Origin of the sequence: Weissella bombi (genome assembly GCF_900094835.1) — a bacterium.
Taxonomy (GTDB): domain Bacteria; phylum Bacillota; class Bacilli; order Lactobacillales; family Lactobacillaceae; genus Weissella; species Weissella bombi.
The window spans coordinates 1-22,213 of sequence record NZ_FMAO01000018.1 but is presented as its reverse complement, the minus strand read 5'-3'; the positions used below and the strand labels follow the sequence as shown (position 1 = coordinate 22,213).

At 37.9% G+C, this 22,213-nt stretch carries 20 protein-coding genes and 2 tRNA genes; 6 read left to right on the top strand and 16 right to left on the bottom strand.

Annotation, left to right across the window (positions count from 1 at the left end):
- Nucleotides 1-22 precede the first annotated feature (22 nt).
- Nucleotides 23-94: transfer RNA gene (locus tag GA0061074_RS08540), tRNA-Asn, on the top strand.
- Nucleotides 95-204: 110 nt separating this feature from the next.
- Here GA0061074_RS08540 and GA0061074_RS08535 read toward each other — a convergent pair.
- A complete protein-coding gene (locus tag GA0061074_RS08535) occupies nt 205-1,983 on the bottom strand; it encodes an adenine deaminase C-terminal domain-containing protein (protein WP_092463868.1) in 1,779 nt (592 codons plus the stop codon).
- 24 nt (nt 1,984-2,007) lie between these two features.
- Entirely contained in the window at nt 2,008-3,360 is a 1,353-nt protein-coding gene (locus GA0061074_RS08530) for an NCS2 family permease (protein WP_092463866.1), read from the bottom strand.
- Nucleotides 3,361-3,542: 182 nt separating this feature from the next.
- Between GA0061074_RS08530 and add the strand changes: the two genes are divergently transcribed.
- Nucleotides 3,543-4,553 carry an adenosine deaminase gene (add, locus tag GA0061074_RS08525; protein ID WP_092463863.1) on the top strand — a complete coding sequence of 337 codons (1,011 nt, stop codon included), beginning with the start codon at nt 3,543-3,545 and terminating at the stop codon, nt 4,551-4,553.
- A gap of 60 nt (nt 4,554-4,613) precedes the next feature.
- Here the strand turns inward: add and GA0061074_RS08520 are convergent, their stop codons facing one another.
- The 10 genes from GA0061074_RS08520 to GA0061074_RS08475 form a co-directional block, all read right to left on the bottom strand.
- Entirely contained in the window at nt 4,614-5,348 is a 735-nt protein-coding gene (locus GA0061074_RS08520) for an SDR family NAD(P)-dependent oxidoreductase (RefSeq protein WP_092463860.1), read from the bottom strand.
- 186 nt (nt 5,349-5,534) lie between these two features.
- The gene (locus GA0061074_RS08515; protein ID WP_092463857.1) at nt 5,535-7,322 is read right to left on the bottom strand and encodes an ABC transporter ATP-binding protein; all 1,788 of its coding nucleotides are present in this window, start codon (nt 7,320-7,322) and stop codon (nt 5,535-5,537) included.
- Nucleotides 7,312-9,039, bottom strand: coding sequence for an ABC transporter ATP-binding protein (locus GA0061074_RS08510; RefSeq protein ID WP_092463855.1), 1,728 nt, complete (start codon nt 9,037-9,039; stop codon nt 7,312-7,314). The genes GA0061074_RS08515 and GA0061074_RS08510 overlap by 11 nt, the downstream gene beginning before the upstream one ends.
- A gap of 178 nt (nt 9,040-9,217) precedes the next feature.
- Nucleotides 9,218-10,312 (bottom strand): DUF871 domain-containing protein, encoded by a 1,095-nt coding sequence (locus GA0061074_RS08505; protein WP_092463852.1) that lies wholly within the window; start codon nt 10,310-10,312, stop codon nt 9,218-9,220.
- Nucleotides 10,313-10,416: 104 nt separating this feature from the next.
- Nucleotides 10,417-10,734, bottom strand: coding sequence for a PTS sugar transporter subunit IIB (locus tag GA0061074_RS08500; RefSeq protein ID WP_092463849.1), 318 nt, complete (start codon nt 10,732-10,734; stop codon nt 10,417-10,419).
- A 178-nt stretch (nt 10,735-10,912) separates the two neighbouring features.
- Entirely contained in the window at nt 10,913-12,208 is a 1,296-nt protein-coding gene (gene celB, locus GA0061074_RS08495) for a PTS cellobiose transporter subunit IIC (RefSeq protein WP_092463846.1), read from the bottom strand.
- Nucleotides 12,209-12,254: 46 nt separating this feature from the next.
- Complete coding sequence (locus GA0061074_RS08490) at nt 12,255-13,706, bottom strand: 6-phospho-beta-glucosidase (protein ID WP_092463843.1); 1,452 nt, start codon at nt 13,704-13,706, stop codon at nt 12,255-12,257.
- A gap of 4 nt (nt 13,707-13,710) precedes the next feature.
- Complete coding sequence (locus GA0061074_RS08485) at nt 13,711-14,037, bottom strand: PTS lactose/cellobiose transporter subunit IIA (protein ID WP_092463840.1); 327 nt, start codon at nt 14,035-14,037, stop codon at nt 13,711-13,713.
- A 24-nt stretch (nt 14,038-14,061) separates the two neighbouring features.
- Entirely contained in the window at nt 14,062-14,379 is a 318-nt protein-coding gene (locus tag GA0061074_RS08480; protein ID WP_092463837.1) for a PTS sugar transporter subunit IIB, read from the bottom strand.
- Between the two features lie 22 nt (nt 14,380-14,401).
- Nucleotides 14,402-15,859 (bottom strand): 6-phospho-beta-glucosidase, encoded by a 1,458-nt coding sequence (locus tag GA0061074_RS08475; protein ID WP_092463834.1) that lies wholly within the window; start codon nt 15,857-15,859, stop codon nt 14,402-14,404.
- 139 nt (nt 15,860-15,998) lie between these two features.
- Between GA0061074_RS08475 and GA0061074_RS08470 the strand changes: the two genes are divergently transcribed.
- Entirely contained in the window at nt 15,999-16,688 is a 690-nt protein-coding gene (locus tag GA0061074_RS08470; protein ID WP_092463831.1) for a GntR family transcriptional regulator, read from the top strand.
- A 44-nt stretch (nt 16,689-16,732) separates the two neighbouring features.
- On the opposite strand, the gene GA0061074_RS08465 is transcribed toward GA0061074_RS08470, so the two are convergent.
- Nucleotides 16,733-17,068, bottom strand: a complete 336-nt coding sequence (locus GA0061074_RS08465; protein WP_092463828.1) for an acetate and sugar kinases/Hsc70/actin family protein — start codon at nt 17,066-17,068, stop codon at nt 16,733-16,735.
- Between the two features lie 54 nt (nt 17,069-17,122).
- Nucleotides 17,123-17,617: an N-acetylglucosamine kinase gene (locus tag GA0061074_RS08460; RefSeq protein ID WP_092463824.1), complete on the bottom strand. Its 495-nt coding sequence runs from the start codon at nt 17,615-17,617 to the stop codon at nt 17,123-17,125.
- Nucleotides 17,618-17,724: 107 nt separating this feature from the next.
- Between GA0061074_RS08460 and GA0061074_RS08455 the strand changes: the two genes are divergently transcribed.
- Both GA0061074_RS08455 and GA0061074_RS08450 read left to right on the top strand, forming a co-directional pair.
- The gene (locus GA0061074_RS08455) at nt 17,725-18,450 is read left to right on the top strand and encodes an alpha/beta hydrolase (protein WP_092463822.1); all 726 of its coding nucleotides are present in this window, start codon (nt 17,725-17,727) and stop codon (nt 18,448-18,450) included.
- Nucleotides 18,451-18,588: 138 nt separating this feature from the next.
- A complete protein-coding gene (locus GA0061074_RS08450) occupies nt 18,589-19,887 on the top strand; it encodes a PTS sugar transporter subunit IIC (protein ID WP_092463820.1) in 1,299 nt (432 codons plus the stop codon).
- Between the two features lie 83 nt (nt 19,888-19,970).
- Here GA0061074_RS08450 and hflX read toward each other — a convergent pair whose 3' ends face one another.
- Entirely contained in the window at nt 19,971-21,254 is a 1,284-nt protein-coding gene (hflX, locus tag GA0061074_RS08445; protein ID WP_092463817.1) for a GTPase HflX, read from the bottom strand.
- A 7-nt stretch (nt 21,255-21,261) separates the two neighbouring features.
- Nucleotides 21,262-21,933, bottom strand: a complete 672-nt coding sequence (locus tag GA0061074_RS08440; RefSeq protein ID WP_092463814.1) for a histidine phosphatase family protein — start codon at nt 21,931-21,933, stop codon at nt 21,262-21,264.
- Between the two features lie 186 nt (nt 21,934-22,119).
- Between GA0061074_RS08440 and GA0061074_RS08435 the strand changes: the two genes are divergently transcribed.
- A tRNA-Glu gene (locus GA0061074_RS08435) sits at nt 22,120-22,191 on the top strand.
- Nucleotides 22,192-22,213 lie beyond the last annotated feature (22 nt).

Below are 22,213 nucleotides of genomic sequence, written 5' to 3'. Positions count from 1 at the left end.
TATTCATTAATTTAATAGTCATTGCTCTGTAGTTCAGTGGTAGAATAACTCACTGTTAATGAGGAGGTCGCTGGTTCGAACCCAGCCAGAGCAGTAATTTAGCAAAAAGGTACCAAGTTCACGGACTTCGGTACCTTTTTATATGCATTTATAATTGATAAAAAACAAGCAATCATTGTTACGTGATTGCTTGTTTTTTATTAATTATTTTTGTAGAGAAACAATTGGATCAAAATACTTCAAGTTAGGATAATCAACGTTACCACCATCTGTTAATGCCAAATCTGGAATTGATGTAATTGGCAAAAACGATAAATAGAATAGCGGATCAGGTAATTGACTACCAAGTCGTTGTGCCGCTTCCTTCAAATCAAGCTCTTTTTGCGCTAATTTTTGTGGTGTTAAATCAGTATTAATCCCAGCAATTGGCAATTCAAGTAATGAAACAACCTCACCATCAACTACAATTACCTGACCACCGCCACATGTAATTAACGTGTTAGCAGCTAGGGCCATATCTTCAGCATCAACACCGGCAACAACTAAATTATTATCATCAGGCGCCATCGTTGTGGCAATAGCACCACGTTTAATCGACCACCCTGAGATAAAGCCACGAGCATGATTACCGTTAACGCCATAACGTTCAATCACTGATGCCATTGCAACGTTGTTTTCAACACTTGGTTGAACAATGCCGTCAATAACTGGCAAGGTAACATCTAAGCGCTTACGAACAAACGGTCCAATACTGTTAATAGTCTGCACAACTGCCTGCTTAACATCATCCGCAACATGATAAGCAAAATCATCTGCCGTTAGTTCCGCATGATGGATTGTATTTTGAATGCTCTCACTACGCTTTGGTGGGATAAATGACACTTGTTCTTCACCAGCGATAGTCACAACTTCACCCTTGCTAATAACTGTTTCGATATTGAAATTAGTTGGATCATCAATTAATAAGATATCTGCCTGCTTGCCAGGGGCAACTGAACCAACTTGATCATCAACATGATAGGCTTCTGCCCCGTTAATGGTTGCCATTTGAATAGCAGTCATTGGATTAACGCCTGCTTGGATTGCCAACCTAACCATATTATCTAAATGTCCATGCGCCAAAATATCATGAGCATTAACATCGTCTGTACAAAAGCTAGTATGACGAGCCACGTTTGCAGTATTTTCTGTAATCGCCCGAATATTTTCAGCTAAAAACTTGGTAACTGATGATTCACGAATAACAACGTGCAATCCTTTACGCGCTTTTTCCAAAAATTCTTCATGACTATAACTTTCATGATCAATATGCACACCACTCATCAAGAATTGATTTAAATCTTTACCTGTTGCCATCGGTGAACAACCAAAAATCGGCTTATGATATTTTTGAGCTGCTAAGATGGCACGTAATGTATCCTCGTCTTTGGTTTGGATTGCCTCTCGAACAGTTTCCCAAACACCATACGTTTGTGGCAAGGCTTGATATTTTTCATGATCTTCACCCGTCACATTATAAGCAACCGTTGATTCCGGAATTGTATAAGGCGTCTTATAAGGCAATCCCCAAAATACTTTCATTGGTAGTTTAGCAAGTTCATCAAATATTTCAGTTAGTCCATCTAAACCAACTACTGAAATATATTCATCTAATCCCGAAACAATGCTTGTTGTCCCATGTGGCACTACGGCTTGAGCAAAACGCGTCAAGCTTAGTTTGCTACATTCAACGTGAATGTGCCCGTCAATCATACCTGGGACAATATACTTACCTGTCGCATCAATGTGTCTTGTATCTTCGTTAATATAATCCGTAACATCAGCATCAACCGCAACAATTCGTTCATGATAAATGGCGATATTGGCCTTATAATACTCTGCCGTATCCACATTCACTAATGTTCCATTTTCAATCACAATGTCTGCAGAAATTGCTGCTGCACCTGCGTCAATATAGTCCTCAAACTCTGTCAAAGTTGTCATTTTATTATCCCTTTTCCCCATTTATTACTGTTTTGGCAACACATTTAAAACATACAACAAAACGATAAAGACAATCAGCATTGCCCACATAACACTGTTAACTTCCTTGCGGCGACCAGCTGCTGTCATCAAAATTGGATAGGTTAAAAACCCAAAAGCTATTCCATAAGAAATGTTATATGTTAATGGCATACCAACAACCGTTAGAAAAGCTGGTAATGCTAACTCAAATTCATCCCAATGAATTTCGCGTAATGATGCTGCCATCATAACACCCACAACAATCAAAGCCGGCGCCGTAACTTGAGTAGTTACGACCGCTAGTAATGGTGAAAATAGCAAACTGAACATAAATAGTACACCAGTTGTAATTGCTGTTAATCCTGTTTTACCACCAATAGAAATTCCTGCTGAAGATTCCACATAAGCTGCAGTTGGTGTCGTCCCCATTACTGCACCACCCAGCATTGATAGCGAATCTGCCATTAGTGCACGACCAATGCGTGGCATTTTACCATTTTTCATAATACCGGCTTGTTGCGCCAAACCAATTAAAGTACCTGCCGTATCAAAGAAAGCGACCAACAAAAACACTAAGACAACTGCCCACATCTGAGGATCAAGCATCGATGGTAAGCTCGTAATACCTACACCAAAAGTTGGCTTTAAACTAGGTGCTAACGAAATAATATGTTCTGGCATTGGAATTAAACCAGTCACCAAACCAATAATTGCTGTAACCAAAATACCAATAAAAATCGATCCTGGAACACGCTTAGCCATTAAAATAGCAATTACAAATACACCCACAATTGTTAACCATGTTGTTGGAACTGTTAACGATCCAATAGCGACCAATGAAGACTTATCAGCAACGATCAAGCCACCACCTTGTAAACCAACAAACGCAATAAAAATCCCAATCCCAGCGGCCATAGCGTACTTTAAATCTTGAGGAATTGCATCTATGACAAGTTCACGAACTTTTAAAAACGACAAAATCGTAAATAATACAGATGCTACAAACACACCTGCCATCGCTTTTTGCCAAGGAATTCCTAATCCTAAAACAACAGAAAAAGCAAAAAATGCGTTATCACCTAATCCCGGTGCAATCGCAATAGGATAATTAGCTAGCACACCCATTAACACACAACCAACGATGGCTGCCAAAGCCGTTGCGGTGAACACTGCTCCCTTATTCATACCAGCAGCACCTAAAATACTTGGATTAACAAACAAGATATAAGCCATTGAAACAAAAGTTGTTACTCCTGCCAATATCTCACGTTTAACCGTTGAATTTTGTGCTGAAATATGAAAAAAACTGTCTAAAAAGCCGGTTGGACGAACTTTTGGATCGTCAAATTCATTCATGATTACTCTTTCTCCTCCTGGTTTCATGAAACGTTCTTATCAACAGGTTGAATTATTACATACATTTTTATTTATATCAACACTAATTGTTCGCATTTTAAATTACTTGATTAATATAATAATCATGGTAGAATCAACTTGTATTATCATTAAAACAACCAAAGGAGAGTTTTTTAAACGTTATGACTGTAACACGTGAGTTTACACAAAACATGCCAAAAGCCGAACTTCATCTACATATTGAGGGAACACTTGAGCCAGAATTAAAACTAAAATTAGCAAAGCGTAATCATATTGATATTGGTCAAGAAACAATTGCCGAAGTTCAAAAAACATATGATTACGATGATTTAGCCTCATTCTTAGGTGTTTATTATCCTGCTATGAATGTTTTGCAACATGAACAAGATTTCTATGAACTAGCTTTTAGCTACCTAAAACGTGCTGCCGAAAACAATGTCCGTCATGTCGAGATATTTTTCGATCCACAAGCGCATACAAGTCGTGGCGTAGCCTTTGAAGATGTTATTAACGGTTTACATCGCGCTATTGTAGACGCACGTGCATTAAACGTCGACGCTGATTTAATCATGTGTTTCTTACGCGATTTTTCAAAAGAGTCAGCACGTCAAACACTTGCGGAAGCTCTCCCTTACAAAGATATGTTCATAGGTGTTGGATTAGACTCTGACGAACACAACAATCCACCACTAAAATTCGCACGTCAATTTGAAGACGCCAAAGCTGCAGGTCTGCACTTAACAACACACTGTGATATTGATCAAAAAGATTCAATTGAACATATCCACCAAGCACTTGAGTTAATGGACGTTGAAAGACTTGATCATGGTACAAATATCGTTGAAGATCCTGACTTAGTTGATTTTGTTGTTAACCACCAAATCGGTCTAACTTCATGCCCCTTATCAAATACGTATGTGTCACCAAAAATGAAGGGTGAAGAAGTTTTGTCATTACTAGAACGTGATGCAAAAGTCTCTATTCATTCCGACGACCCAGCTTATTTTGGTGGTTACATCGCTGATAATTACTATGCACTAGCCGAAGCATATAATTTAAGTAAAGAGCAAATCGTTAAACTTGCCCGTAATGCATTCGAAACATCATGGATTAGTGATGAAAAGAAGGCTATTTACATCCAAGAACTAAATGACTATGCCAAAATAAATTAATGGTATAAAAAAGAGGATGAGACAACAATGTCCCATCCTCTTTTCGTTAAAATGTATTTATTAGATAGCTGTGTAACCACCATCAACTAGCAATGTCGTTCCGTTAACAAATGATGCATCATCACTTGCCAAGAATGAAACAACCTTACCAATTTCTTCAGGCTTACCTAAACGTCCTGCTGGATGCAAGGCAACTAATGCTTCCTTATCGGCACCAGCAATTAATGGTGTATCAATGTAACCTGGTGCTACTGCGTTAACACGAATACCTTCTGGTGCGTAAGTTGCACCTAATGTTTGGGTTAGTAGCTTTACACCACCCTTAGCTGATGCGTATGCTGTTACACCGACTTTACCAGCAAAGCTGTGGATTGATCCCATATTAACAACAGCACCACCATGACCTTGCTTTCTCATTTGTTCGATAGCGTACTTATCAGACAAGAACACACCACTCAAATTAATATCAATAGTATCTGACCATTGCTTGTATGACATATCAGTAATGTTACCATCACGGGCAATACCAGCATTAGCAACCATGATATCCAATGAACCAAATTGGCTTACTGCCTTCTCAACAACGTTTTTTACATCGTCTTCAACAGTAACGTCTGTCTTAACAAATAGCACACTGCTCTCATCCCCCAATGATGCAGCTACTTCGTCACCTTTATCAGAAAAATCAGCAATTACAACTTTTGCCCCTTCGGCCAACAAGTCCTTTACGGATGCTAATCCAATTCCTGAAGCACCACCAGTAACAATTGCAACTTTATCCGTAAATTTTCCCATGATTTTATCCCCTCTCAAATAACATAATGTATACCTGTCTATAAGACTATTTTACAATATAAGTCCGAAATTTAGCAAGCGCTTTCAACTAAATTTGTGATTTTTTTCACTATAATTAATAGCCAACAAAAAAGGCTGCCCTTCAACCACTTTAACGTAGCAGAATGACAACCTTTCTGTTATCTTTTACTCAAACATCATTTGATTCTTATACAAACCAGCATAGAAACCATCCTGAGCTAACAAGCTCTCATGGTTACCTTGCTCAATAATATTACCATCTTTTAGCACGACAATTTTATCGGCATTTAAAATTGTCTTTAAACGATGCGCAATTACGAAACTTGTTCGACCAGCGATAACGTTATCCATCGCTCGTTGAATACGTTCTTCTGTAACAGTATCAACATTTGACGTTGCCTCATCGAGAATCAATAGATCTGGTTCTGTCAAAATTGTACGGGCAATTGATAATAATTGTTTCTGACCGGTTGAGAATACCGAATTTTCATCTGAAATTTGGGTATCATAACCATCTTCTAACGTCATAATAAAGTCATGAATATTAGCCTGCTTAGCAGCATCAATCACTTCTTCATCAGTCGCATCTTCTTTACCAAAAGTAATATTATCACGAACAGTACCCGTAAATAGTACTGATTCTTGTAACACAATACCAACGTGATCACGTAATGAAGTCAAATCCATTTGGCGAATATCAACACCATCGAACAAAACGGCACCTGACGTTACATCATAAAAACGATTTAACAAGTTCATCACAGTTGTTTTTCCCGAACCAGTCGGACCAACTAGCGCAACCATCTCACCCTTTTTAACATCAATGTCGATACCATGGATAATTTCACGATCTTGATTATAACCAAAATGAACATCTTGTAGTTTAACGTCATGCTTAATACCATTAAACTTCACACCATCTGCTGGTTTAACTTCATCATCCTGTGCCAAAATTTCATTAACTCGATGAACACCAGTCATGGCTTGTTGCATCATATTATAAAGTGACGTAATTTGAGAAATTGGTTGGAAATACTGCTGTGAAAATGACACAAACGTCACAATTAATCCTAATCCAGTTGCACGTGATGCCACATCGCCAGACAAAGCCTGTGTTGCACCAAAGAAAATCACGATTCCCAAATTAACCAAACCCAAACCTTGCATAATCGGATTTAACACGTTTGACCATGCTTGTGAATGAACCATGGCATGACGCACTTTATTATTATGTTCAATAAAGCCATCGATTGACTTTGCTTGTAATCCATTAGTGATAATGACCTTTTCACCGTTAATTTGTTCATTAATGTAACCATTTAAATGACCAACTTCAGCTTGTTGCAAATCAACATATTTTTTAGCTTGAATCATAATGATAAAGCCAACAATAATCACAACTGGTGTTGACGCCATCGTCACAACGGCCATCTTAGGGCTCTCATTAAACATCATCCAAATAACACCAATGAACATCACAACTTGTTGCAATATCTGAAAGACGGCGTTGTTCATTGCGTTAAAGATATTATCCAAATCAGATGTGAAACGTGATAGGATTTCACCGTCTTGGTGATTATCAAAATAACGTACAGTCATGCGTTGCAACTTAGCAAACAAACCCGTTCGCATATCATTAACTGATTTTGGTGCAACAACTGCTTGTGTCAAAGCATTTAAGAATAATGCAATTAAAATCATCAAAGTAAAGCCAGCAAACAAGAACAATGCTTGATGGAAGTCATCTAAACTAGCTTGACTCTTTGTAACTGGATTTAAATAGGTCATCAAATACTTCGATAATTCTGTAATCGAACGTCCCATATAAACTGGTGCCTTAACTTGTAACCAAGTTGCCGTGATCGTCAAAACGAAAATTGCTAGCAAAGAACACTTAAATCGTTTCAAATAATGTGAAAAGAAACGAACTGATTCAGACAAATTATTTGTCATCCTGACGCACCTCCTTTGCTTCTTGTGTTTCATAGATTTCACGATAAACCGGTGATGTTTGCAATAGCTCATCATGTGGTCCATATGCAACCAGTTTTCCTTCATCCAATACGATAATGTTATCCGCATTAATAACAGATGAAACTTTTTCAGCGATAATAAAGGTTGTTGTATCAGTTAACTGCTGATCAAGCGCTTCTTTAACTAACTTTTCAGAACGCGCATCCAACGCTGACGTTGAATCATCCAAAATCAAAATTTTCGGCGAAGCAATCACACCACGTGCAATTGACAAACGTTGTTTTTGACCACCAGAATAATTAGCTGAACGCTCTTCCACCACATGATTATATTTATCATCATATTGTTCAATAAATTCAGACGCTTGTGCAATATCAGCTGCTCGTTTCATATCTGCTTCATCAGCAGTTGATAACCCCTGTCTGAAATTATCAGCAATCGTTCCTGAGAATAACGTTGCCTTTTGTTGTACGAAAGCAACAGCATCACGTAATGATGACTCATCAACATTCTTCAAATCAACGCCACCAATTTTAACTGAACCTGATGTTGGATCATAAATACGAGGAATCAATTGTGCTAATGTTGACTTACCAGAACCAGTTGCACCAACAATTCCAATCATTTGACCAGATTCAGTGGCAAAGCTAATGTTTTGAAGTGTTGGTTTCTCTTCACCTTCATATGTAAAGCTAACATTATCAAATTCAACACGACCATTTGTAATCTTTTGCCCATCTTTGCGATATGATAACTCAGGTTCAGCGGTCATAATTTCTTGAATACGACCCATTGATACTAATGCACGTGTTGCAAATGACAACATCATACCACCAACAATAATGGCATTCATAATAATCATAATATAATTAGTAAAACCAGTAACTTGTGCCAACAAACCTGGATTAGTATCAACCATGTTTCCAACCAAGAAAATAGCAACAACCATTAATCCTTGACCAATAAACATGAAAGCCGGCATAACCATAGCAAAGAAGTAACCAATCTCAACGTTCACATCTTTTAGTTCATCTGAAACATTAGTAAAACGCTTTTCTTCAGCCTTTTCTTGGTTAAACGACTTAACAACACGTACACCTTGCAAGTTCTCTTTAACCTTATTATTAACTTTATCAATTAACCATTGAATGCGACCGAACTTCTTACCAATATGTGTTGCGACATAATAGGCAACTGATCCGACCAAAACGACCATAACAATGATAATCCACCATAATTGTGGAATTGATCGTACCGCCAAAATAAAGCCACCAATAAACAGAATCGGCATCCGCATTAGTGGTTGTAGTACTAACATCAAAACATTTTGAATTTGCGTAACATCATTAGTTAGTCGAACAACTAAATTCCCAACTGAAAACTTTTCAATATTCGCAAATGAAAATGTTTGAATTTTACGGTACGCACTTTCACGTACATCAGCTGCCATGCCTTGAGAAGCACGTGCAGCAAAAATTGTATTAACAACTCCTGCTATCAAACCAACCACTGCCAAAATTAATAATTGCAAGCCAATTTTATTAACTTTATTCATATTATCGTCTGTAATCGCTTGGACAATATTACTTAGCAATGTAGGTTGCAACAACATTGCGATTGACGAAATTGCTACCATTAAAATAGCAATCGTTAAATCAAGTTTATAGCCTTTCCAATAAGGCTTTAACAACTTCATTTGCTATTCCTCCAAATATTTATTTTTTATCTATGTAGTACGCTATTCTAACACTTATTACATTATTTTTGTTAATTTAGTTCACAAAAAAATTCAATCTTTAACAATAAACAATGACGCCACTTTTGATTGTCATCAATCAAAAAATAGCGTCATTATTATGAACCAAAATATTTAATTAGTCAGCTGCTGTTAACTGGAATTTTGTCCAAGGTTTAATGAAATCCAATAAGAACAATTCGTCTTCGCTAATATGACCAATTTTATTCTTACGTTCTTCAGTATGCGGCTCTAACACAATTTGTAATTCGTTTTTATAAATGCCAAAGTCATCGTTACCAACTAACACGTCACCACGTTCAAACTGTTGTGTATTATCATGTGGTTGATTTGCAACATCTCGATAAGTTACCCGAGGCATCGTTGAGCGAATAACGGTTTCATTTATATCACCACGACGGAAATGTTGTGGTTCTAGGGCAATGGTTTTCTCAATATCATTTACCTCGTCATTGAACACAACCTGGAACTCTAATTGATAACGATTTAATTCACTTAGAACGGCCAGTTCATCCTCACTAGCATAAGCGTTACCAATAATAACATCATCAATCAGACCAGTTCCAAATAAATGCTTTGCCTGCACTTCAATAGGTAAACGACGATCCATTTCCAAAGTTGGTAACCCATCATTAACATTCCAAGGTCCAATGGTTCCTACCTGACTAGCGACGAAGGCTGCCGTATGGATACCATATTTTTTAAATCGCTTACTGCAGGCAATAAAATAATCATAAGGTAATCCCGTACCAACTTGCGGATAAAAATTATGGCAACCATAAATAAATGGTTTATTAGCTTGATGACTAATAATATTATTCAAATAATCTACATTGTTACTTGCATTTAACTCAATAATTAAATTGTAAGGATTATACGATAATAACGCCTCAGTTGCACCATCAAACGATTGATCTAATCGAATTCCAGCAACATGTAGATCATTAAAGAATGACAAATCATCATATGAAATGTTCAATTGATCAAAGATGCGTGGTGACACATCAATAATGGTTTCATAACCCAATTCATTACCAAAATCCACAATTTGTTGATACTTCAACTTAGTCTCTTCAGCAGAACCACTAACTTCCAGCATACTCATAAAAATACGTGTAAACCCGTATTTGTGTCCCAAAGTTAAATAGGCTTTGTCTTCCTCAAAATCACTATGATCTGGATAAATTGATAACCCTAATTGTCGCTTTGTCATATAATCCCCCTGTCTAATTAAAGCTATTTCTAAAACTAACAGGCCCTAAATCTACCAATCACATTTGTGGTAGATCTAAAGCCTGTTATCTTTTTATAGATGAACTACATAATTGCCTCAGCAGCTGCCAAGACCTTATCACCCTTCATCATACCGTAATCCATCATGTTAATAACATCCATTGGAATGCCTGCTGCATCTGTCTTTGACTTTACTTCGTTCTTCATAAAACTGACTTGTGGTCCAAGCAACAAAACGTCTGGCTTTTCACTAGATGATAATTCATTATCAATGTCAGCTGTTGACTTAGCAAAAATCTCATAATCCTTACCTGCAGCCTTTGCTGCTTCTTGCATTTTTGTAACCAACAATGATGTTGACATTCCTGCCGCACATGCTAGCATAATTTTCTTATCTGCCATGATACGTTTCCTCTTTTTTATTTATTAATTAATACTATTAATATAACAGTACATGCACTTTTTTGCAAGCGTTTTCAAAAAATGATTATCAGCCATCTTTTTTTAAATTTAGAGTATAAAAAAAGATGTTAAACTCTCGATTATATCGAAAATTCAACATCCTAATTTCATTCATTAATTAAGCTGCTGATTCGTCAGTTTGAATTTGTTCCTTCAAACGATCCTTATCAATTGACTTAAAGAATACATAGTAGATAGCACCATCAATAACAATATTAATGATTTGCATTACCGCACCAGAAATGTGACCTGTTGCTAAGTAACCAGAAATAATTGGTGGCGTTGTCCAAGGAACCATGATTCCCATTGTCTTAGCAACTAATCCCATACTCATAGCCGTGTACGTTGTAATAACGTTTGCCATTGGGGCTAAAATGAATGGCAAAATCATCTTGTAATTCATAACAATTGGCATACCAAAGATGATTGGCTCATTAACGTTAAACATCGCTGGTCCAACAACCAACTTACCCAATGTCTTAAGCTCTTTACTCTTTGCCAAGAAAGCAATCATAAAGGCTAATCCAAGCGTTGCACCGGAACCACCCATGTGGATGAAGTTATCATAAAATTGTTGCGTCACAATGTTAGGAATTTCCTTACCAGCTTGAACGGCTGCCGCATTTTGTGACATAGCGCCCAACCAGATTGGCATCATCACACCACTAACTGTGTTAGATCCGTGAATACCAAAGAACCACAACAAGCAGATAATTAGCTCAACAATGATTGCACCAGGCAATGAATTGTTCAAGTGACTCAATGGATCTTGCAATACAAAAGTGATGATATTTGGAATACTCTCCATTGGTGTTGCTTCAACGATCATTCGGATAACCCAAACGACCATCAATGCTAAGGCACCAGGGAACAATGAAGCAAATGAATTGCTGACAGCAGGTGGCACACTTGATGGCATCTTAATTGTCAAATTCTTGTGTACTAACCAAACATACAAATCGGTAACAAACAAACCAACCAAAATCGCGATAAATAGTCCTGATGAATCTAATTGCTTTAATGGAATCCACATCTCACCGGCTTTATCGGTCTTAAGTGGAATGGTTAAAATAAATGCTCCAATCGCTACAATCATCGATGAAAATGCTTCTACTCGATAACTTTTAGCCAAGTTATACGAAATACCCGCAACTGCGACTAGCCCCATCAAATGGAACGAAGCATTAGTTGGATATTGCACGACCGTTGCCCAATTAGCTCCAAATGTGTGAGCCATAAAGTCTTGATAACCTTGGATAGGGAACTGTGCAATAATCATAAAGACAGATCCAATAATAATCATTGGAACTGCAGCAGTCATACCGTCACGCAATGCAACTAGATGACGTGATCCAGAAATTTTCTGGAAGAACGGGATTATCTTCTCGTTCAAGATACTACTTGATCCTGCCATAATCTTTTCCTTCTTATTATATTATTTAAAACCTTTTATTGTTGTACTAACCTAAGTCAGCACCGTTTGATGAAATAACCTTTTGATACCACTTAAATGAATCCTTGTAGTATCGCTTACCGGTTCCTTCGCCCATGTCATCCAAATCAACATAGATAAAGCCGTAACGTTTTAACATCTCACCTGTTGAGGCAGATACAATATCAATACCTGACCATGGTAGGTAACCATATAGTGGAATACCATCTAACACAACGGCTTGCTCCATCGCCTTAATATGACGTTGGAAGTATGAGATACGGTAATCGTCATGAACTTCACCATTTTCGGTTAACTTATCATAAGCACCAAAACCGTTTTCAACAATAAACATTGGCTTGTGCCAACGATCCCACATCCAATTCATTGCCCAGCGAATACCAACTGGGTCGATTTGCCATCCCCAATCAGACTTCTCCAAGAATGGGTTATCACCGTGGTTTTCGTCTTCATTGTATTCCAACCACTCATCACCAGTATCTGATACTGTCCATGACATGTAGTAAGAAAAGGCAACATAATCAACTGTGTTTTCTGCCAAAATTGTTTCATCTTCTTCAGTGATATCAAGATGGAAACCTTTGTGTTGCCAGAAATTCTTTAACCAGTTCGGATAATGACCAGTTGCATGAACATCACCCCAATAATAACGCGTTTGCATTGCACGTTGCGCCATTAGAATATCTTCAGGCTTTGTTGATGCTGGGTAAACTGGATTCATTGATAGCATGCAACCAACTTGAATATCAGCATGCAATTCAGCTGCAATTTCATGCGCATGCTTTGTTACCAACGCTGAAGCAACCAATTCGTAATGCGAAGCTTGATACATCAATTCTTGTGCATCATCTTCTGCATAATCTTTCAAACCAGAATTTTGCAACATTGGATGTGGATCCATCCATGCTGTTTGATTAGTAATCTCATTGAATGTCATCCAATACTTTACACGATCACCATAACGGCGAATAACTGTATCGGCAAACTTAACAAAGAAATCAGCAACCTTTCGATTACTAAAGCCACCATACTCCGTTACCAAATGGTAAGGAATTTCAAAATGACTTAGCGTGATAACTGGTTCAATATCATTAGCCAACATTTCATCAATCATGTTGTCATAAAACTTCAAACCAGCTTCGTTAGGCTCTTCCTCATCCCCATTTGGGAAAATACGTGTCCACGCAATTGAAGTACGGAATGCCTTCAATCCCAATTCTTTCATCATCTTAAAATCTTGTGGATACGTATGATAAAAATCAATTCCACGGTGATTAGGGTAGTTACCGCCCGGTTCAACTGTATCAGTTACAACACGTGGTGTATCTTTATTTCCTGCTAACATCACATCAGCAATTGAGACACCCTTACCGTCGACATCCCAAGCACCTTCTAATTGGTGTGCAGCAACCGCTGAACCCCAAAGAAAACCATCGGGCATTTTATAACCTGAACTCATGTTATTATTTGTCCTCCAATTCTGAAACACGCTTCATCAAAGCAATCAACTCAACAGCCATATCCTTAAACGTAATCGCATTCATCAAATGATCTTGACCATGTACCATGTACAAATCAATTTCGGTATGCTCACCTTGTGCTTCTTTTGTTAGCATATCCGTTTGTACATCATGCGCCTCTTTTAATTCTTGGCTAGCAGCCTCAATGGCCTCATCAGCTTCATCAAACTTACCAGCTTTAGCAAATTGAATGGCTTGATAAGCTTGGCCTTTTGCGTTCCCACCATGCATAATCAATCCCATTACAACTTCCATACGTGCGTCATCCATGTCTAAATCCCCCAATCAAAACTGTTACATCAATGCTTCAGCAGTAGCCAAAACTTTGTCACCCTTCATCATGCCGTAATCCATCATGTTAATAACATCCATTGGAATACCTGCTGCATCTGTCTTTGCTTTCACTTCATTCTTCATAAAGCTTACTTGTGGTCCAAGTAGCAAAACATCTGGCTTGTCACTAGACGACAATTCATTATCAATATCAGCTGTTGACTTAGCAAAGATTTCATAATCCTTGCCGGCTGCCTTTGCCGCTTCTTGCATCTTCGTCACCAACAATGATGTTGACATTCCTGCCGCACATGCTAACATAATTTTCTTGTCTGCCATTTTTCTATCCTCTTATTTCAAATTATAAATCGACACCATGAGAAGCAATCACTTGCTTATACCAGTCAAACGAATCCTTACGTAGTCGTTCACCTGACCCCTCACCCATGTCATCTAAATCAACATAAATATAACCGTAACGCTTACTCATTTCACCAGTACCAGCTGACACGATATCAATTGGTCCCCATGATAGGTACCCAATAACCGGGATACCATCTTTAACAACAGCCTTTTCAACTTCTTCGATATGTGCCTTCAAGTAATCAATACGATATTGGTCGTGTACCTTACCATCAACAACATCATCGTAAGCACCAAAACCATTTTCAACAATCATAATTGGTAATCCTGGGTATTGGTCATTTAATTCGTTCAAGGTATAACGGAGACCTTGTGGATCAATTGCCCAACCCCAATCTGAAACTGGTACTTCCGGATTTGGCACAACTTCATACCCTTGAACATCTTCAAAATCAGTATCTTCATCACTCTTAGCTTTAATAACTGTTGAGTTATAGTAAGAAACTGCTAGATAATCAACTTTACCAGCCTGCAAGACGTCACGATCAGCTTGTGTAATATCTGAGCGGTAACCAGTACGTTCAGCAAAGGCCTCAAATTCAGCTGGATAAGCACCACGAATGTGAACATCTGAGAACCAATCATGCAACTGACGTGCCTTTTGCATTGCTAACATATCAGCAGGCTTAGGAGAAGCCGGATACAATGGCGCAACGTTTAACATACCACCAATAACAAAATCAGGATTAATTGCATGTCCAATTTGAACAGCCTTAGCACTTGCAACCAACTCATAATGTGCTGCTTGCACCATACCAGCTAACTTCTCAGCAGCAGTTGCATCCTTCTTAAATTTCAAACCCGAGTTTGTCCAAATCATGAACTCACTCATCATATCATCATCTAAATTAGCCTGATTTGATATCTCATTATGCGTCATCCAATACTTAACTTTACCGTTGTAACGTGTAAATACTGTGGTTGCATACTTAACAAAGAAATCAATCACCTTACGATTTGACCAACCACCATATTCCTTCACCAAATGATATGGCATTTCAAAATGATTTAATGTGATAACTGGTTCGATACCTAAACGATTCATCTCATCGAACATATCATCATAGAACTTTAAACCAGCTTCGTTTGGTTCAGCATCGTCTCCGTTAGGGAAAATACGTGTCCAAGCAATTGATGTTCTAAAAGCTTTAAAGCCCATCTCTGCCATCAAAGCTAAATCTTCCTTGTACGTATCATAGAAATAAATACCATGATGATTAGGATAATTGTTACCTTCGATGACACCATCCGTAATTTCACGTGGTTTATTATTGGCACCGGCGGTTAAAATATCTGCAATTGAAACCCCCTTGCCATCTTTGTCCCATGCACCTTCGGCTTGGTGTGCCGCAATTGCGCCACCCCACAAAAAATTATCAGCTAACTTAAGTCCCATGACTTCCTCCTTGATAAATTCGTTCGGTAAATTGTATATGTACACTATAACAGTGCACTTACAATTTTGCAACCGCTTTCATTATTTTGTTTGAGATGGTACTATTTTGTATAATATAGTCATTAAAAGGAGCAAGGGCATGTTGAAATATCAAAAAATCGCAGAACAATTATTTTCATTTATTAAATCCAACAATCTCAAACAAGGTGATTGCTTACCAAGTTTGAATAAACTCATTCAACAATATGGCGCTAGTAAAACAACTGTCCTAAAAGCATTAGATCAGCTTGAGCGGGACGGATTTATCTATCAGGTACAAGGAAGTGGGACCTTCGTACGTAATATTCCGGATGAACATTTTATTAACTTTAATGTGAGTCACGGTTGGACAAACGACTTTACAAAAACAAAAATGGAAAATTCAGACGTCACCGTTGAAAAAACACTACCAACACCACTTGTTGCCAGTCGCTTACAATGCGCAATCGATACTCCCGTTTATAAGGTGCAACGTTTAAAAAAACAAGACGATAAAATTTTTTGTCTTGAAACTTCTTACTATAATGCTAACGTTGTCCCTTTTCTAAACGAAGATATTGCAAAGGCATCTATCTTTCATCATATTTCCGATGTTTATCAAATTAACGTCGGTTTTTCTGACAAATATTTTAAAGTACGTCGACTAACTAACTTTGAAAGTGATAAATTAAACCTACCACAAGATAGTTTTGGTTTAGCCGTTCATGAAACATTTTACACAACTGCTGGTGATATTTTTGATTTTTCCGAAAACGTTTATCATCACGAAAATGCAACCTTTTATATTTAGCAAAAGTCGCTTTGAACCCATTTTTAATTTGGTTCGAAGCTTTTTTATTTTTGTCTCCAAAACATGACCGCACGACTGTTATTAGTGGTAACAACTTGCGACGTTGCTTGTGGATAAACCTCTTGCACTTTACCTAAAACTAATTGACAAAAATCTGCATTATTTTCTAGAACCGAACCCGAAAAAGCTAAGCACATTGGTTTAGGCGCTACATAACGATTTAGCAACGTAACAATCTGTTCAGCTAACAATTGTGCTTGATGTTCAAAAATAAATTTGGCATCCTGATTGCCTGCTGCAGCTACTTGTGCTAAATTTTCAGCAAACGATGCGATGGTTTGTCGGTCTAGCTGATAAAACTTCGCAATACATGAACGCACATCATCAACCTGATACCAAGAAACGACTAAGTTTTGTAATTGGCTTGTTTCACCTCAATCTAATTGTTGTAAGGAAACTTGTAGTGCTTCACGACTAATACTGTATGCACTACCCTCATCCCCTAACAAATTTCCCCAACCACCGACACGAAACTGTTCCTTGTTTTGCTGACCATACACAATTGAGCCCGTACCAGAAATGATCAATGTGCCGTCTTCGCCTTCAAGACCATTAACTAACGCTAAATAAGCATCACTAATAACCGCCACATTAACTGAAAAACGTTGCTTAAATAACGTTGCTAATTCTGCTTGATTATTGGTTGTCTCAATTCCAGCAATCCCTATTAGAATTTGTTGACAATCTGCCTGAGCTACTTGATCAAAGATAGTCATTATAGCGCTAGTTATATTCTGAATTGTTAATGCTTGATCCATCAAAATATTACCTGGACCAGCTTCACCTTGTGCAACAACACGCCCCTGCATATCCCACGCCATTGCTACCACATGTGTACCACCACTATCAACACCAATATTGTATGTCATGATATTCCCTCTTTTAATTCATTTTGGTTGCTAAATCTAGCCACTCGTTTTACGCTTATGAAAACGATTACAACATAATTGATATATTTATTCAAGGAGAAACTATTATGGCAATCATGCATTTAACACGCTACTCACAAAAATTACAAACACAAACTAATTTAAGTGTCATCCTACCCGATGATTTCACCGACTACCCACTACCTGCTATTTGGTTGTTCCATGGCTTAGGTGACAACGGTACAGTTTGGGCACGCAAAACCATTATTGAAAGTTTAGCTGATACGTACAAAGTCGCCATCATTATGCCTAACATGGGACGTAGTTTCTACATGAATGAACAACACGGTATGCCTTACTGGGACTATCTAACAACAGAATTCATTCCCGGTATGCAACAGCTATTGCCGATAACAACTGAGCCAAATAAAAATTTTGTTATTGGTAATTCAATGGGTGGATTCGGTGCCATGAAATTAGGCTTGTCACACCCCGACTGGTTTCGTGCCGTTGCAATGCTATCACCCGTCGTTGATTTGAATGACATCATTCCAATAATGCCTGACTATGACCACGTTTTTGGACCAAAAGTACCCGAAAATTATTTGCAATCACTCATGGATAAAAGTGATCATGCGGCCTTTCAACAATTAAGTTGGTACCGTGTCATTGGACAAGATGACTTCATGAAACAATCTAATGATGCTTTCACAGACGTCATACAAGCAAATGGCATTAAAGAAACGTACCTCGTTCATCCAGGCACTCATAATTGGGATTTTTGGAATCAGGAAATCCAAACTATCTTCGCTTGGATAGACACGTTGAAATAAATTAACAAATTGCAAACAAATGCCCCTTTCCATTGAAATATTAAATCATAATGATAAAATGTTTCTATTAAGAAAACGCTTTCAAAAAAGCGCTTATTTTTTGCTTAGATTTTCGCACTTATTAGAGGGAGGATAAATATGAAAATCAATACCGATATACTAGCTGCAAAAATGGCAGCAGTTGCTGGTAATAGATACTTACGCGCCATTCGAGATGGAATGGCCGTTATTATTCCAGTTGTAGTAGTTGGTTCTTTCTTCACGATTGTAACCCAACTACCCATCACAGCATGGACAAATTTCATTAAGCCGTTCATGTCAGAGCTACAAATTCCGGTGACCTTTTCTATCGGTTTCATGGCGCTATACGCCTGTTACGGAATTGCGGCCAACCTAGCCGAAACCTATAAATTAGATAAAAGTTCGACCGGTGTTGTCGCCGTCATGGTTTATCTAATTCTAGCCATTACACCAGGTACCATTTCAGCTAAAGGGCAAGCAGTTACGGGTATCTTAGCTGGAACAGCTCTACCAGCTAAAAACTTTGGTGCCTATGGGTTGTTCACTTCAATGCTGGCAGCGATTGTAACTGTTGAAGTCATTCGCTTCTTTAAGCAGAAAAAGATTGTCATTAAAATGCCTGATGGTGTGCCACCAGCCGTTTCAAATTCATTCGTTGCCTTACTACCAGCCGCTGCTTTGATTATCGGTGCTTGGGCAATCAAGGCGGGACTATCATTTGATGTTAACGCCGGTATCTTAAAGGTACTTAGCCCACTTGGTCACTTCGGTCAGGATAACTTTGTTTCTGCAGTTGTACCCGCAATCATTAATTCCGTCTTTTGGATTTTTGGTATTCACGGTGCTGCTATTTCAACACCTATTTTCTACCCATATTGGTATCAAAACTTGGATGCGAATACAGCCGCACTAGCACATGGTGCTACTGCAGCAACTGTCCCACACTTTATGACTGAACAATTCTTCCAATGGTTCATTTATATTGGTGGTTCTGGTGTCGTTCTAGCACTAACCATTCTATTGGCTTTCTTCTCAAAGTCAGCTCTTGGAAAAACAATGGGTCGAATTGCCATTGTACCAAGTGTTTTCAACATTAGTGAGCCAATTGTTTTCGGATTACCAATCGTTTTGAATCCTTACTTTGCAGTACCATTTATCTTGGCACCCGTCGCTGATAGTATTATCACCTGGGCTGCTATGACATTCCACTTAGTAAATCGAACTATTGCCACCGTCCCTTGGACATTGCCTGCGCCAATTGGTGCCTTTATGGCAACTGGATTTGATTGGCGTGCAATTGTACTAACTGTTATTAATATTAGTGTCGCAATTGTTATTTATTGGCCATTCTTTAAAGCATGGGATAAGCAACAACTTGCAAAAGAAGCAGATGCTAAGGCAGAAAAAGCTGCTTAATACAGTATTTATATAATTAAAAAATCGCTAGGTAACTTCATTTTGGAAGTTATCTAGCGATTTTTAATTGTAGCTATTAATTACTAATCTATTTGATACTTTTCAAATCTAGCAACCTGAATTGGTGTTAAGGTTACCTTCATGATTGTACCTGTCTCATCATAACTAAGTTCATGTACTGTTGCTTGATCGTTTAATTCACTAACAACTTGGCCGTCACTAAACGGAATATGCAAAGTTGTTGTAATGTAATCAGCAAAAATATGCTCTTTAATCACATCTACTAATAGATCTTGTGATGGTTGATCTGGCGCTGATAATATCATCGTATCACCCGCACGATCTGGATAGACTTGTTCTGGAATCTGATCAGCTTTATTGTAAACCGTGATCATCGGAATATCCCCAACACCAATTTCTTTCAATGTTTGCGCAGTTGTTGCCATCATTTCCTGATAATGTGGATCAGCATAATCAACAACTTGCACTAACAAATCGGCATCAGCAGCTTCAGCTAAGGTTGCGCGAAAGGCTGCAACTAGTCCGTGTGGCAATTTTGATACAAAACCAACTGTATCAGACAACAGGAAATTTTGATTTTCTGGTAATTGAATTTTGCGAACTGATGTCTCCAAAGTCGCAAACAGCATATCAGCTTGAAATACTGTTTTTTCCTTATTATCACCAAAACGCTTAACTAATGCATTCATAATTGTCGACTTACCAGCATTCGTGTAACCAACTAAGGCAACATTACGGATACTTTGCTTAGCACGATTTGCTCGACGTGTTTCATCATCAGCTTCAATATTCGTCAATTCAGCTTGCATCAATGAAATTTGATGTTGAATATGACGACGATTCATTTCAAGTTTTGTTTCACCAGCACCACGGCTTGTAAAACTACCACCGCCACCACCAGTTTGCTGATCCAAACGAACATTCATTGAAGTACGCAAACGTGGTAGTTGATATTGTAGTTGTGCAATTGCAACTTGTAACTTAGCAATTTTTGTTTTCGCACGTGATGCAAAGATATCGAGAATTAAAGCTGTGCGATCCATGATATCTGCTTGCGTGCCAGCTTCAAGATTACGAATTTGAGATGGTGATAGTTCATCATTCGTCACCACCATTTCAGCACCATAATATTCCAAAGCCTCTTTTAGCTCGGTTACCTTACCCTTACCAAAATAAGTTGCTGCATTAGGGCGTTCAAGTTTTTGAACTAGTTGACCAACAACAATCATGTTATTCGCTGCCGCTAAGTTAGCCAACTCCGTCATCTCATATTCAAAATTTTCGTTTTGTTGATCTAAACCTGCTAAAATAACTTGGCGTTTAGGATGTTGCTCATTTTCAATCATATATTTTTTACCACTTCGTTGTTGTATCGTTATAAACCTTTAGTTTCATATCTTCATCAGATACTTCAAAAATAGTAATTGAACCATTTTCTGGTTTCTCAGCTGCTTGCTCATGTGAACCATACTTAGCCACTAAGTTACGAATTAATGTACCGTGTGAAACGACTAAGATGTTTTGACCATCACGCGTGTTACGACGCAATAACTCCATTCCTTTATCAACACGTGCCCAAAACATTTGGGCATCTTCAGCATCCCCAGTTGGGTCAGCAACGTGCATTGCATCCATTACTTCGTCTTGGGTCAAATTAGTCATTAAGTCATTATATGTTTCCATATTTTCCAAACCATTTTTTTCAGCAACTAATTGAGAGCTTTTTTTGCTAGGTAGCCCTTCAAAGAAACCAAAGAATTGTTCACGGAATTGTTGTAATTGTTCCGGTGTCTTTAAATCACCACTTTGCTTGTTACGTGACAAAACAAACTCAGCAGTTTGAATAGCACGTTGCAAATCTGACGAATAAGCGGCATCAAAACGAATGTTTTCCAAACGATCTCCTGCTGCATATCCATCTGAAATACCTTTATCCGTTAATGGCGCATTACTCCATCCTTGCATGCGTTCATAATGATTAAAAATTGTTTGCCCATGACGTACAAAATATAAATTAAATGACATTTTTTGCTCCTCTTTACTGTTAGTCTGTTACGTACAATTGTATCATTAAGTTTATTAATACTCATCTGGTTGACTTATTTCACTTATGATTTACTAAATTTTATAATTTATCAATTATTCATATTGACAGCTATAGACTTTACATGTATAGTTAATTACTGTTGTTAATATACATATGATGGTATTGGCCCAATGGTCAAGTGGTTAAGACGTCGCGTTCTCAGCGCGGAATCCAGGGTTCGACTCCCTGTTGGGCTATTTAAACATAGCTTTTGCTAAA